We start from the raw sequence: 14,180 nt of genomic DNA on the forward strand, positions 1-14,180 counted from the left end.
CAGCCCTTAAGGAGTTCCCATGTTTGAAGTTTCAGGCCACAACTACATCGCCGGCACCCGTTCCGCCAACGGCACCACCACCCTGCAAAGTTTTGATGCCAGCACCGGCGAAGCACTGCCCTATCGTTTCCATGCGGCGACCGTGGAGGAAGTGAATGCCGCCGCCGAAGCGGCTGCCAGTGCCTTCCCGACCTTCCGTCATCTGTCGGCCGAACGCCGCGCCGAATTCCTCGATGCCGTCGCCGCCGAACTGGACGTGCTGGATGACGCCTTCATCGCCCTGGTCTGCCGGGAAACCGCCCTGCCCACCGGTCGCATTCAAGGCGAACGGGCGCGTACCAGCGGCCAGATGCGCTTGTTCGCCAGGACCCTGCGTCGCGGTGACTTCCACGGTGCGCGCATCGACCGTGCGCTGCCAGAACGCCAACCCCTTTCCCGCCCTGACCTGCGCCAATACCGCACCGGCCTGGGTCCGGTAGCGGTGTTTGGTGCCAGCAACTTCCCGCTGGCCTTCTCCACCGCCGGCGGCGATACCGCCGCGGCCTTCGCCGCCGGTTGCCCGGTGGTGTTCAAGGCCCACAGCGGCCACATGGCGACCGCCGACTGCGTCGCCGGCGCGATCCTGCGCGCCGCCGAGCAGACCGGCATGCCCAAGGGCGTGTTCAACATGCTCTACGGCAGCGTCGGCGAGGCGCTGGTCAAGCATCCGGCGATTCAGGCCGTGGGCTTCACCGGCTCGTTGCGCGGTGGCCGGGCGCTGTGCGACATGGCGGCGGCCCGTCCGCAGCCGATCCCGGTGTTCGCCGAGATGAGCAGCATCAACCCGGTGCTGCTGATGCCCGCAGCCCTCAAGGCACGCGGCGACAAGATCGCTGCAGATTTGGCCGCTTCGGTGGTGCTGGGTGCCGGGCAGTTTTGCACCAATCCGGGTTTGGTGCTGGGTATCCGCTCGCCGGAGTTCTCGGCATTCCTCGAACGCTTTACCGCCGTGATGGCCGAGCAACCGGCGCAAACCATGCTCAACAGCGGCGCGCTGAAAAGCTACTGCCACGGCCTGGAAAACCTCGGTGCTCATCCCGGCATGACCCGCCTGGCGGGCGCCGAACAACAAGGCAACCAGGCACGGCCGCAACTGTTCAAGGCCGATGTCAGCCTGCTGATCAACGGTGACGAACTGTTGCAGGAGGAAGTCTTCGGCCCGACCACCATCGTCGTCGAAGTGGCGGACCACGCCGAATTGATCCAGGCCCTGCACGGCTTGCGCGGCCAGTTGACCGCGACCCTGATGGTGGAAGACACCGAGCTCGACACCTTGGGTGATGTCCTGGCCCTGTTGGAACAAAAAGTCGGGCGCGTGCTGTTCAACGGCTACCCCACCGGGGTTGAAGTCTGCGATGCCATGGTCCACGGCGGCCCTTACCCGGCCACGTCCGATGCGCGAGGCACGTCGGTGGGGACCCTGGCGATCGACCGTTTCCTGCGTCCGGTGTGCTTCCAGAACTGCCCCGACAGCCTGCTGCCGGATGCGCTGAAAAATGCCAACCCGCTGGGCATTGCCCGGTTGCTGGACGGTGTCATGAGTCGCGAAGCACTGTAAGCCTGCGACCACTCAACGCCCACTGTTAATCCCATAACAGCCGCGCCTGTTCCCACAGGCGCCGGGCAACGCTGCGCCTAAAAAACGCTTCATCCCTACAAAAACAACAACAGAGGAAGTCCCATGCAAGTGCAACGTCAACCGAAACAGCGCCTGTCCAAAATGATGTTGGCCATCAGCGCCAGCGTCCTGATCAGTTCGAGTCTCTCCCAATCGGCCCTGGCCGACACCACGCCCACCGCGACGACCACGCCCATGCAATGCGCAACCGAAGCCACCCCGCGCTACACCAAAACCGCCACCGGCTATCTCATGGTCTTGCGCATGGGTGACAACGCCTTCAAGGAGCTGACCAAACTGGCCATCGCCGAAAAAATCCCCAGTGCCTCGATCAGCGGCATCGGTTTCGGCAACGTGAAGTTCGGCTTCTGGAACAAGGACAAAAAAGACTTCGACGCCAGGGTCTTCAACAGCGTCGAGATGGCCAGCATCACCGGCTCCGTGGCGTGGAAGAACGACCAGCCTTCGATTCATATGCACGGCGTAGCCGGCGACAGCACATTCCAGGCCTATGGCGGCCACATCCTCGACTTCGAGGTCACCACCGGCTCGATGGAAATCACCGTCATCGTGCACCCCCGTCGCCTGGAACGCGGGATCGACCCGTGCATCGGCGCCAACGTGCTGGGTATTTAACGGATACAGCTGCCTCTCCCACCATCACGGTGGGAGCTCCCCACTTCCAACGATAAAAAACGGGCGATCTACATGAGCAGTAAACACATAGCGGCAACCCTGGCACTGGGCGGCATCGTGCTTGGCGGCCAGGCACAGGCAGACTTCCTGAGTGACAGCAAAGCCACCCTGGGCCTGAAGAATTTCTATTTCAATAACGATAACCGCGACGGCAGCGCCGCCCCTTCGAAGACCGAAGAATGGGCGCAGGGTTTCCTGCTGGACTACAAGTCGGGCTACACCGATGGCCAGGTCGGCTTCGGTGTCGACGCGCTGGGCCTGATGGGCGTGACGCTGGACAGCGGCAAGGGGCGCCACGTCGGCAGCAGCATGATTCCGTCCGACAGCGACAACAGCGCCGTCGATGAGTGGAGTCGCCTGGGCCTGACCGGCAAGGTCAAACTGTCGAAAACGGAACTGCGCCTGGGCACGCTGATGCCGAAGCTGCCGATCCTGGTGGCGAACGACGGTCGGCTGTTGCCGCAGACCTTCGAAGGCGGCCAACTGACGTCGAGCGAGTTCAAGGACCTGACCCTCATCGGCGGGCGCATCGAGCACGCGACGGGCCGCGGCTCCAGCGATCAAACCGGCCTGGCGGCCACTGGCGGTACCCGGGAGAGCAATAGATTCGATTTCGCCGGCGGCGATTGGAAAGTGACCAGGGACCTGACCGCGCAGTACTACTACGCGCACCTGGACGACTACTACACCCAACAGTTTTTCGGCCTGATCCACGTACTGGCAATCGCAGACAATCAATCGCTGAAAACCGACCTGCGTTATTTCAATACCGATGCGTCGGGTAAAAACAGCAGTGGCACATCCGGCTACCGGATCAGCGGCTACACCCAGGGCAATGATGGCGAGATCGACAATCGCACCTGGAGCGCCGCGCTGACTTACGCCCTGGGTGCCCACGCCTTTACCGCCGGTTACCAGAGTGTGTCCAGCGGCAGCGGTTTCACCCAACTCAATCAGGGCGGCTTGCCGGACAAAGGGGCCGGGGGCGCCAGCCTGTACCTGTACACCGACCGCCTGATCCAGACCTTCACCCGCGCCGGCGAGCGCACCGCGTTCGGCCAATACGCCTACGACTTCGCGGCCCTCGGCCTGCCGGGCCTGAAGGCTTCGGTCATCTACCTGAGCGGCGACAACATCAAGACCACGACCGGTTCGACGCAGAAGGAATGGGAACGGGACATCAGCCTCGACTACGTGTTGCAATCCGGCACGCTCAAGGGGCTCGGGTTCGGCTGGCGCAACGGTGAGTCCCACAGCCAGGCGTCCCGGGATCAGGACCAGAATCGCTTGATCGTCAGCTACAGCATTCCCCTGCTCTGATTCGACCCGACAAGCAATCCGCAATAATCGTAACTCCCTGTGGGAGCGAGCCTGCTCGCGAAGACGGCATCACATTCGACATTTCTAGTGCCTGACACACCGCTTTCGCGAGCAGGCTCGCTCCCACAGAACTTACGGTGCTTCGGTTACTCACTCGGCATTGTCATGAAAGCGTACGATAATCAAACCGATTCTCTGCTGGAAGGACGCCGGCGTTCATGAAACGTGTTTGCCGTATGAGGAAACGCCATGTTCCTGAAAGCCCTGATCTACTGGCCACTGCTGGCAGTCGCAATCGTTGCGATCCTCTGTCGCCTGATTCACAAGGCCAAGGTGGCTGATCGTGCAGACGATGATTCGGATCGTCGAGCGGCCTGGATCAATGGCTGACAATAGTCCCTACGCCCCTTGTATCGATCTTCGGCGTTCGCGCTGACCTCCCAAAGCCGTTTTGACGAAATCAACTGGTCAGACCGGTCATGCCAATTTTTCCATTCCCCCTTGTAATCACCCAAAATCCCAGCCTAAACTGCGCCTGCACTGGACATACCGGTAAGACCACAATAATTAAGTCCTGATGTTGATGCGCGTTGCGCACGGCTGCCAGGACACCGACCAGGATTCCTCCCATGCTCAAATGGTGCTCGCGTTCAATCTTCCTTCAAGTGGTTCTCGGACTGGTGCTCGGCATCGTCTGCGGGCTGACCCTTCCCGAATATTCCGCCCAGCTCAAACCGCTCGGCGACGGCTTCATAAAACTGATCAAGATGCTCATCGGCCTGATCGTGTTCTGCGTGGTAGTCAGCGGCATCAGCGGCGCCGGCGACTTGAAGAAGGTTGGACGCATCGGCCTGAAATCGGTCATCTACTTTGAAGTGCTGACCACCGTTGCCCTGGTGATAGGCCTGGTGTTCGCCTTCAGTACAGGCATTGGCAGCGGCGCCAACATTCATCTGGATCAGCTGTCCGCCGCCGATATGGGCGACATCGCCCAGCGCAGCCAGCATATGCACACCACCACGCAGTTCCTGATGGACCTGATCCCCACTTCGGTCATCGGTGCGTTCGCCGACAACAACATCCTGCAGGTGCTGCTGTTTTCGGTGCTGTTCGGCAGTGCCCTGAATCTGGTGGGCGAAGCGGCGTCAGGCATTTCACGGCTGATCAATGAGCTCAGCCATGTGATTTTCCGCATCATGGGCATGATCGTGCGCCTGGCGCCGATTGGTGTGTTCGGCGCAATTGCCTTCACTACCAGCAAATATGGCCTGGACTCGCTGCAGCATCTGGGCAGCCTGGTCGGCCTGTTTTACCTGACTTGCGTGGCGTTCGTGTCGTTGATTCTCGGCCTGGTGATGCGCCTGTCTGGCTTGCGGATGTGGCCCTTGCTCAAATACCTGCGCGAGGAATTGCTGATCGTCATGGGCACCGCCTCCTCCGACGCCGTACTGCCGCAAATCATGCGCAAGCTCGAACATCTGGGCATCGGCAGTTCGACGGTCGGCCTGGTCATTCCAACCGGTTACTCGTTCAACCTGGACGGCTTTTCGATCTACCTGACATTGGCCATTGTGTTCATCGCCAATGCCACCGGCACACCGCTGGCCATGACCGACCTGCTGACCATCCTGCTGGTGTCGCTGATCACGTCCAAAGGCGCCCACGGGATTCCCGGTTCGGCGCTGGTGATTCTGGCGGCGACACTGACGGCCATCCCGGCGATTCCGGTGGTCGGCCTGGTGTTGGTGCTGGCAGTGGACTGGTTCATGGGCATCGGCCGGGCACTGACCAACCTGATCGGCAACTGCGTCGCCACAGTGGCCATCGCCCGCTGGGAAAAAGACATCGATGTCCAGCGGGCAAACAAAGTGCTTTCCGGTCAGGTGGGGTATACCTTCCAGCCGAGAAAACCGGGTGTCCCGGCGCATCAGCAGGAATTTTAAACAGACTGTGCCTGCCCCACGGGCGGGCACATTTATCGCGACTTGGAGCGAACAGTGATTACCTCGTCAACCGTCGTCAATTCAGTGGTAGAAAAACTTCGGGCCGCCCTGGCCCGTGGTCAGTGGCGCTCCGGCGATATGTTGCCGGGCCAGCGTGAACTGGCCGAGCAACTGGGCATCAGCCGCCCGAGCCTGCGCGAAGCGGTGATCGTGCTGGAAACCCTCGGACTGGTGCGTTCGATGCCGGGCAAAGGCGTGGTGGTGCTGGATGCCAATCTGAGCGACAGCCAAAGTCACGACAGCGCGGTGGCCGGCGCGAGCCTGGAAGATGTACTGCAACTGCGCTACACCCTTGAGCCGTTTATTGTCGGCCTGGTGGCGCAGTCGATCAGCAGCAAGGAAGTCGGGCAACTGCGCCTGACGCTGATGGACATGCGTGAAGCCCTGGAAGCCGGCGACAGCGAAGCCGGAGTCAACGCCTACATCGCGTTCCACGAAGAGCTGTTCACGCTGACTTCCAATCCGATTTTCCAGAGCGTGGTACAGCAGACCAGCAATGCCCTCAAGCAAAGCGCCGACGTGTTGCGCAACTCACCCGAACATCTGGCTGAGCGCCTCGACGAAAACGAAGCCGTGGTCCGCGCGATCCGCAGCAAGAACAGCGCCCAGGCCAGCGCCGAGATGCGCCGTCACATTCTGCGCGAAGGCCAGCGGATGGGCATCGAATTGAACATTCCGGACGACAACCTCAGCCGTTGAACCCTCTTGGAACTGGAGACAGGCCATGAACAGCTTCGCGTCACCGCAAACTCTTGTTGACCTGCCTTTCCCCTTGTCGGCGGATGATCTCTACTCGCGGGTCTTCGACGCCATCCTCGACCAGCGCCTCCTGCCCGGCAGTCGCTTCACCGAGGACAGCCTGGGACAGATGTTCGGTGCTCGGCGCAGTGAAATTCGTAGCGTGCTGACGCGCCTGTCCCATCAGCAAATCATCATCCTGCGCACCCACCACCGACCTCGCGTCGCGGCACCCGGTGCCGAACAGACCCGGCAAACCCTGCATGCCCGGCGGCTGGTCGAGACCACGCTGGTGCGCCTGGCCTGTCAGCGTCCTCAAGACCTGAAACGCCTGCGTGCAATGATCGAAAACGAACGCCACTGTTGCGAGCGCGGCCAGGCGCTTCGGCTGTCAGGTGAGTTTCATCTGGCGTTGGCAGAGCTGGCGGGGAATGCACCGCTGGCGCATTTTCTGGATAGCCTGGTACCGCTGACATCCCTGGCGATCGCGCAGTTTGACGCGCAGGTCGAGGGCTATTGCGATTGGCAGGCACACGAAGGGATGCTGGATGCGATTGAACGTCGAGAGGCGGCGATGGCTGTAACCCTGCTAAGCCGACACCTGGATCATCTCGAGGGGATGTTGCTGAATTCCCCCATAGCCCTGCGGCAAAAGCGCATTGCCATGTAGGCACAAAAACAACTGTAGGGGCGAGCTTGCTCGCGATGGGCGTCAACGATAAAGCGTACTGTCTGGGGACACGCGTTGTCCTTGCGTTCATCGCGAGCAGGGCTCGCTCCTACAGGTCTTGTGGTCAATCAACAACACTTCGCCCCCGCCTTGATACCGTGCCCAACCTGCGGCACCGGTCAGAAGACTCCTTCAGCGCATTCTGTCAAACGTCGCGAATTCGTAATTTCTCGCCGGTAAAGCGGCGACTTTTTTCGTCCGTACAGTACATGATGTCAATATGCCTTTAGTGCATAAAAACAACAGCCCCTACCCCTTCGATTACTAACTGAACTAGTTGACTTAGGAAGACCGGACGATGGAAAGCTGGAAAATCAGGACTCATCTTCTACTGCTGACCAGCGCTTTACTGCTGGGATTACTCTGTGTTGGTGGCCTTGGACTCAAGGGCATGCAATCCGCCGTACGCAGCCTGGAAACCGTCTACCTCGATCGCGTCGTCCCGCTGCGGGACCTGAAAAAAATCGCCGATCTGTATGCAGTGAACATCGTTGACGCCACCCACAAGGCGCGCAACGGCAACTTCACCAAAGCGGAATCACTGAGCCGGATCGAGCAGGCCCAAAAGGAAATCGAACAGACGTGGCAGGCCTATAAATCGACGCAACTGATTGCCGCAGAAACACGGCTGATCGCGCAAATCGACCCACTGATGGAAGCCACCCGCGGGCCACTGCAAAAATTGCAGGGCGTGCTGCGCCAGAACGACGACGCGGGTCTCGCGCGCTTCGCGACCGACCAGTTGTATCAGCTGATCGACCCCTTATCCGACAAGTTTTCCGAGTTGATCGAAGTTCAACTGGTGGAAGCCAGGAACCAGTTCGAACTCAACCAGGCCCACTACGCCTCCAATCTTCAACTCTGCGTGCTGATTCTGGCATTGGCACTGATTGCGGGCGCAGGCTACTCATTGTTCTTCTCCAGGATGTTGAGTCGCCAGCTCGGCGCTGAACCGGCAGAACTGGCTTCGATCAGTTCGAACATTGCTCACGGAAACCTGGCTCACACGCACAGTGATCGACAACGACCATCGACGGGCGTTTTGCACTCCGTCCAAACGATGCGCCACAGCCTGAGCGATATGATCGGCAGGATCAGCCAGGCCTCCGAACAAATCGAAGGCGCCACGCTGCAATTGTCTGCGTCATCGGAGCAGGGACTGAGCAGCGCCGCACTGCAAAGCGAGACCGCCTCCTCCATGGCAGCCACGGTAGAAGAGCTGTCCGTGAGCATCAATCACATCGCCGACAATGCCCGACAGGCCCAAAGCACCGCACAGAAAGCCGGCGAAATCACCGGTGAAGGCATGGCGATCATGCACGCCTCCATCGAGGAGATGGGACAGATTGCCGGTCTGGTTGCGCAAAGCTCATCCGACATCGATCAACTGGCGATCCAGTCAAAGGATATCAGCCTGATTGTCGAAGTGATTCGGGGTATCGCTGAACAAACCAATCTCCTTGCCCTCAATGCCGCCATCGAAGCGGCACGCGCCGGTGAACAAGGCCGTGGTTTTGCCGTGGTCGCCGATGAAGTCCGCAGTCTGGCCGCACGCACCGCGCAATCCACCACAGAAATCGTAACCTTGGTCAATGCCATACAAAACGGGATGGTCAAAGCGAAGGACAGCATGTCCGCCGGTTGTGAGCGTGTAACCCATGGCCAGAAACTGGTCGAAAGCGCTGGGCAATCCATGAGCAAGATCAAGGGCGCACTGGACGAATCCATTGCGGCCGTCAGTTTCATTTCGTTGTCGCTTCAGGAACAGCGCGCAGCCAGTGAGCAAGTCGCCAGCAACGTCGAACGCGTGGCGCAAAGCGTAGAAGAGAACGCTGCCGCCCAAAGCGGGATCGTGCGAACAACCCAAGAGCTCAAAGCAATGTCCGATGGGCTGGGAGGTATTCTGCAGCGGTTCAGCCTGTAGCTGGCTGGCACGGCATAGATGAGGACGTAACACAGAGTTAAAAAAACCGGCTTATTCAGCCGGTTTTTTTATTGACTCAACAACACTTCGGCCCCGCCTTGCTGCCGTAACGGGCTTCCTGGCGTTCGCGGAAGAACGCCTCGTAGTCCATCACCGGCTTGTCCGGGTGCTTGCTGTGCATGTGCTCGACGTAGTTGTCGTAGTCGGGCATGCCCACCATCAGGCGCGCGGCCTGACCGAGGTATTTGCCGAGGCGACTCAGGTCATTGAACATGCTGCAGTCCTCAATCAGGCCTCTGGTACTGCCTGGAATGGCGCTTCTTTATCCGTGCGCTCCTTGGTGCCCCAGGCGGCGACGCCGACCTTGAGCGCGAAGAACAGGATGCTGAACACCACGAACAGGAACAGCGCGGTCAGCGTGGCGTTGGTGTAGGCGTTGAAGATCACGTGCTGCATCTGGTCAATGCTCTTGGCCGGCGCCAGCACCTGTCCATTGGCCAGGGCATCGCTGTATTTCTTCGCCAACGCCAGGAAGCCGATCGCCGGGTTGGCGTCGAACAGCTTGATGAAGCCGGCGGTGGTGGTGCAGATCAGCAGCCAGACCGCCGGCAGCAAGGTCACCCAGACATACTGTTGGCGTTTCATTTTGATCAGCACCACCGTACCAAGCATCAGCGCGATGCCGGCCAACATCTGGTTGGAGATGCCGAACAGCGGCCACAGGGTGTTGATGCCGCCCAACGGGTCGATCACGCCTTGATACAGCAGGTAGCCCCACATGGCCACACAACCGGCAGTGGCAATCAGGTTGGCGGTCCAGGATTCGGTGCGGCGCAGCGCCGGCACGAAAGAGCCGAGCAAGTCCTGCAGCATGAAGCGCCCGGCACGGGTACCGGCGTCCACTGCGGTCAGGATGAACAGGGCTTCGAACAGGATCGCGAAGTGGTACCAGAACGCCATGGTGTTTTCACCCGGCAGGACGTGGTGGAGGATCTGCGCGATGCCGACCGCCAGGGTCGGCGCACCGCCGGCACGGGCCAGGATGGTGGTTTCACCGATGTCGTGGGCCACCGCTTGCAGCGCTTCGGGGGTGATTGCAAAGCCCCAGCTGCTGACGGTTTGCGCGACGGCAACCGCATCGGCGCCGACCACGGCGGCCGGGCTGTTCATGGCGAAGTACACGCCCGGATCGATCACCGAGGCAGCAACCATGGCCATGATCGCCACGAAGGATTCCATCAACATGCCGCCGTAACCGATGTAACGGGCGTGACCTTCGCTGGCCAGCAACTTCGGCGTGGTGCCAGACGCGATCAGCGCGTGAAAACCGGAGACCGCGCCACAAGCGATGGTGATGAACAGGAACGGGAACAGGCCACCCTTCCACACCGGCCCGGTGCCGTCGATGAACTGGGTCAGCGCTGGCATTTTCAGCTCCGGCATGGTCACCAGAATGCCGATGGCCAGGGCGACGATGGTGCCGATTTTCAGGAAAGTGGACAGGTAGTCACGGGGTGCCAGAATCAGCCACACCGGCAACACCGCCGCCACAAAACCGTAACCGATCAACATCCAGGTAATCTGGATACCGGTAAAGGTAAAGGCCTTGGCCCATACCGGATCGGCGGCAATCTGCCCACCCAGCCAGATCGAACCCAGCAGCAATACGACGCCTATCACCGAGATCTCACCGATGCGGCCCGGACGGATGTAGCGCATGTAAATGCCCATGAACATCGCGATCGGGATGGTCGCCATCACCGTGAACATGCCCCACGGGCTATCGGCCAGGGCCTTGACCACGATCAGCGCCAGCACCGCGAGGATGATGATCATGATCAGGAAGCAGCCGAACAACGCGATGGTGCCGGGGATGCGGCCCATTTCTTCACGGACCATGTCACCCAGAGAGCGACCATTGCGGCGGGTGGACATGAACAGGACCATGAAGTCCTGCACGGCACCGGCCAGCACCACGCCGGCGATCAGCCACAGCGTGCCGGGCAGGTAGCCCATCTGCGCCGCCAGCACCGGGCCGACCAGCGGCCCCGCGCCGGCGATGGCCGCGAAGTGGTGACCGAAGAGCACGTGTTTGTTGGTCGGTACGTAGTCCAGGCCATCGTTGTTGAGCACAGCGGGAGTCGCTCGATTGGGGTCGAGCTGCATCACTTTATTGGCGATGAACAGGCTGTAGTAACGGTAGGCAACCAGGTAGATGGCGACGGCTGCGACGACGATCCAGAGGGCGTTGATCGCTTCGCCGCGGCGCAGGGCCACGACACTCAGCGCAAACGCTCCCAGAACAGCCACGGCAAACCAGGCGAGGTGTTTAGCCAGACGGGGCATAGAGGGTCTCCTGCCGACAGCCTGTGACTGCGGCGGTAATTTTTATAATTGTGTCCGCGGTGCGGAGCTGGCCCAATATCCGCGCATGCCGTCCACAAATAAATCCGCGTTACTACGTACGTGACGTCTACGTAGTTCTACGTAGAACACGCTGATCCTTCCTGGAAAATACAAAACCCTGTGGGAGCAAAGCTTGCTCGCGATAGCGGTGTGTCAGTCACCATCATTGTCGAATGACACACCGCCATCGCGAGCAAGCTTTGCTCCTACGGGTTTTGCATAGACACCCCACCCACCCGTCATTCCGTCCAGCAGCGCTACAGCGCGGGCGTATGTTTGGCATATGATGCCGGGCCTTCGCCATCCCTCGTTCCGGCCAGGAGCACTGATGCAGCTCAAACACAAGATCGTCGCCCTCGGGATTCTGCCGCTGGTGTTGGCCATTGCCGTTATCTGCGCGCTGGTGATTTCCCTGAACCGTCAACTGGGTGATCAACAGGCGCAGTTGATCGAAGACAGCATTCTGGCGAGCAAGCGCGCGGAACTGAAAAACTACGTGGAAATGGCGAAAAGCCTGATCGAGCCGCTATACGACGACGGCCACGGTGACGCCCACGCCCAGCAACAGGTGCTGGAGGAACTGCGCAAGCTCAGCTTTGGCATCAACGGCTACTTCTTCGTCTACGACCACGAAGGCCGCAGCCTGATGCACGCGCGGCAGTCGGAGCTGGTGGGCAAATACCTGTGGGACATGAAAGACCCGCACGGCTTGCCGGTGATTCAGGCGTTGCTCAAAAGCGCGCAATCGGGCGAAGGCTTTCAACGCTATGCCTGGAACAAACCATCCTCCGGCCAGGTGACCGACAAGCTCGCCTACGTGGTGATGCTGGATCGCTGGGGCTGGATGCTCGGCACCGGCATTTACCTTGAAGACGTCGAACGCGCGACCCAGCAGGCCCGCGCCGAAGTGGCCACGGGCATCCGCAAGACGATGATGGCGATTGCCGTGGTCGCCTTGGTGGCGGTGCTGTTCGTGTTTGCCACCGGCATGACCCTGAACGTCAGCGAGCATCGCCTGGCGGACAAGAAACTGCAGCGCTTGACCCAACGCATCGTCAGCCTACAAGAGGAAGAGCGCTCGCGGGTTTCCCGTGAGTTGCACGACGGCATCAGCCAGGTGCTGGTGTCGATCAAGTTTCAGTTCGAACTGGCCAGCCATGTACTGGAGAATGGCCAGGACAAGGGCCTGGGCATTTTAAGGGACGCCACCGAACGTTTGGGCGAAGCCATCGGCGAAGTTCGCAGCCTGTCCCACGACCTGCGCTCATCCTTGCTCGACACCCTCGGCCTGCAAGCGGCCATCGGCCAACTGGCCGCGGAATTCGAGCAGCGCAGCGGGCTCACGGTGACCTACAACGACAATGAATTCGACTGCCATCTGGTCGATGGCGCAGCGGTGTCATTGTTCCGCATCGTCCAGGAAGGCCTGACCAATATCGAACGTCATGCCCATGCCAAAAACGTTTCCATTACCCTGCACGGTTCTGAAGACAACGTGCGCCTGACCGTGGTCGATGACGGTATCGGTTTCAACGTCGCCCAGGTCGAACGTCGCCACGCGGGCATTGGCCTGCGTAATATCCGCGAACGCGTCGAACATTTTGGCGGCCGCTTTGATCTGGTTTCGATGCCGGGACGCAGTGAACTGGACGTTCTGCTGCCAATGAAACTGCCCGGCGGCAAACGCTGACGCCGTCCAAAACAACAAGAGTGAATGCCTGCCATGAACCTGCCCTCCCCGATCCGCGTCGCTCTGGTCGACGATCACTCCCTGGTCCGTGACGGAATCAAGGCACTGCTGTCCGTCATGGCGCCCCTGGAAGTGGTGGGCGAAGCCGAAAGCGGCGCCGAGGCGATCGAGATGGTCGGGCGCTGCCAGCCGGACCTGCTGCTGGTCGACATCAGCCTGCGGGACATGAACGGCCTGGAGCTGACCCGGGTGCTGCGTAGCCAGTACCCCTCACTCAAGGTGTTGGTACTGAGCATGTACGATAACTACGAGTACGTGAGTGAGTCGGTGCGCTCCGGGGCCAGCGGCTATGTGCTGAAGAATGCCCCGTCACGGGAAATCATTGCAGCCATCGAAGCCATCACCAGCGGTGGCACCTTCTACAGCGCCGAAATCGCCCAGCGGCTGATCGCCGACAAAAGCACCGACAACGAGCTGACGCCCCGGGAAAGCCAGGTGCTGTACAAAATGGCCCAGGGCCTGAACAACAAGGAAATGGCCCGGGAACTGGACATCAGTGTACGCACGGTGGAAACCCATCGCCTGAGCATCCGTCGCAAGCTCAACATCGACAAGCCTGCCGCCCTGGTCAAATACGCCATCGATCACGGGATCATTTCCCGATAGGCCCTTGTAGGAGCCGGCTTGCTGGCGAAGGCGCCCTTGAGATCGCCTTCGCCGGCAAGCCGGCTCCTACATAGAGCGGTTCCGTGCATCCATTGACCGCATCAATAGTCACCATTGACTCAATGAAGTTCTCTTAAAAACTGTGCGGCGTAACATCTGCTCCATACCCACCGACAACACCCTGGAGCACACGATCATGAAACGCCAAACCCTCCTCAGCATCGCTTTCTCGATCTTCGCAGTGAACGCCTTCGCCGCGACCTCGGCTCAACCTGTAGTCGCTGAAGGCGGCTCGGATCGACTGATTGGAGGCGGTGTGGCGGGGGGGGGGTTTTGGGGGCGGGGTGGGT

General features: G+C 60.4%; 12 protein-coding genes. 10 read left to right on the top strand and 2 right to left on the bottom strand.

Features of this window, described 5'->3' with window-relative positions; all coding sequences use genetic code 11:
• Positions 1–19 precede the first annotated feature (19 nt).
• The 8 genes from GPL81_RS29070 to GPL81_RS29100 all read left to right on the top strand — a co-directional run bounded on the left by GPL81_RS29070 (position 20) and on the right by GPL81_RS29100 (position 9,068).
• The gene (locus GPL81_RS29070; RefSeq protein ID WP_160109526.1) at positions 20–1,597 is read left to right on the top strand and encodes an aldehyde dehydrogenase (NADP(+)); all 1,578 of its coding nucleotides are present in this window, start codon (positions 20–22) and stop codon (positions 1,595–1,597) included.
• Positions 1,598–1,720: 123 nt separating this feature from the next.
• Positions 1,721–2,293, top strand: coding sequence for a PPC domain-containing DNA-binding protein (locus GPL81_RS29075; RefSeq protein ID WP_160109527.1), 573 nt, complete (start codon positions 1,721–1,723; stop codon positions 2,291–2,293).
• Positions 2,294–2,365: 72 nt separating this feature from the next.
• Positions 2,366–3,673 carry an OprD family porin gene (locus GPL81_RS29080; RefSeq protein ID WP_160109528.1) on the top strand — a complete coding sequence of 436 codons (1,308 nt, stop codon included), beginning with the start codon at positions 2,366–2,368 and terminating at the stop codon, positions 3,671–3,673.
• Between the two features lie 249 nt (positions 3,674–3,922).
• Positions 3,923–4,063 (top strand): hypothetical protein, encoded by a 141-nt coding sequence (locus GPL81_RS31175; RefSeq protein ID WP_178122635.1) that lies wholly within the window; start codon positions 3,923–3,925, stop codon positions 4,061–4,063.
• Positions 4,064–4,302: 239 nt separating this feature from the next.
• The gene (locus tag GPL81_RS29085; protein WP_160109529.1) at positions 4,303–5,616 is read left to right on the top strand and encodes a C4-dicarboxylate transporter DctA; all 1,314 of its coding nucleotides are present in this window, start codon (positions 4,303–4,305) and stop codon (positions 5,614–5,616) included.
• Between the two features lie 54 nt (positions 5,617–5,670).
• Positions 5,671–6,375, top strand: coding sequence for a FadR/GntR family transcriptional regulator (locus GPL81_RS29090; protein ID WP_160109530.1), 705 nt, complete (start codon positions 5,671–5,673; stop codon positions 6,373–6,375).
• Between the two features lie 25 nt (positions 6,376–6,400).
• The gene (locus tag GPL81_RS29095) at positions 6,401–7,084 is read left to right on the top strand and encodes a GntR family transcriptional regulator (protein ID WP_160109531.1); all 684 of its coding nucleotides are present in this window, start codon (positions 6,401–6,403) and stop codon (positions 7,082–7,084) included.
• A gap of 358 nt (positions 7,085–7,442) precedes the next feature.
• Positions 7,443–9,068 (top strand): methyl-accepting chemotaxis protein, encoded by a 1,626-nt coding sequence (locus GPL81_RS29100; protein ID WP_160109532.1) that lies wholly within the window; start codon positions 7,443–7,445, stop codon positions 9,066–9,068.
• A 76-nt stretch (positions 9,069–9,144) separates the two neighbouring features.
• Here the strand turns inward: GPL81_RS29100 and GPL81_RS29105 are convergent, their stop codons facing one another.
• Both GPL81_RS29105 and GPL81_RS29110 read right to left on the bottom strand, forming a co-directional pair.
• Complete coding sequence (locus tag GPL81_RS29105; RefSeq protein ID WP_096510549.1) at positions 9,145–9,342, bottom strand: YbdD/YjiX family protein; 198 nt, start codon at positions 9,340–9,342, stop codon at positions 9,145–9,147.
• A gap of 14 nt (positions 9,343–9,356) precedes the next feature.
• On the bottom strand, positions 9,357–11,414 hold the full coding sequence (locus GPL81_RS29110) for a carbon starvation CstA family protein (protein WP_160109533.1): 2,058 nt from the start codon (positions 11,412–11,414) through the stop codon (positions 9,357–9,359).
• A 388-nt stretch (positions 11,415–11,802) separates the two neighbouring features.
• Here GPL81_RS29110 and GPL81_RS29115 point away from each other — a divergent pair, with 388 nt between their 5' ends.
• Both GPL81_RS29115 and GPL81_RS29120 read left to right on the top strand, forming a co-directional pair.
• The gene (locus tag GPL81_RS29115; protein WP_160109534.1) at positions 11,803–13,164 is read left to right on the top strand and encodes a cache domain-containing protein; all 1,362 of its coding nucleotides are present in this window, start codon (positions 11,803–11,805) and stop codon (positions 13,162–13,164) included.
• 33 nt (positions 13,165–13,197) lie between these two features.
• The gene (locus tag GPL81_RS29120; RefSeq protein ID WP_160109535.1) at positions 13,198–13,830 is read left to right on the top strand and encodes a response regulator; all 633 of its coding nucleotides are present in this window, start codon (positions 13,198–13,200) and stop codon (positions 13,828–13,830) included.
• The last annotated feature ends 350 nt before the right edge of the window (positions 13,831–14,180 follow it).

This window comes from Pseudomonas izuensis, from assembly GCF_009861505.1.
In the GTDB taxonomy this organism is placed as follows: Bacteria; Pseudomonadota; Gammaproteobacteria; order Pseudomonadales; family Pseudomonadaceae; genus Aquipseudomonas; species Aquipseudomonas izuensis.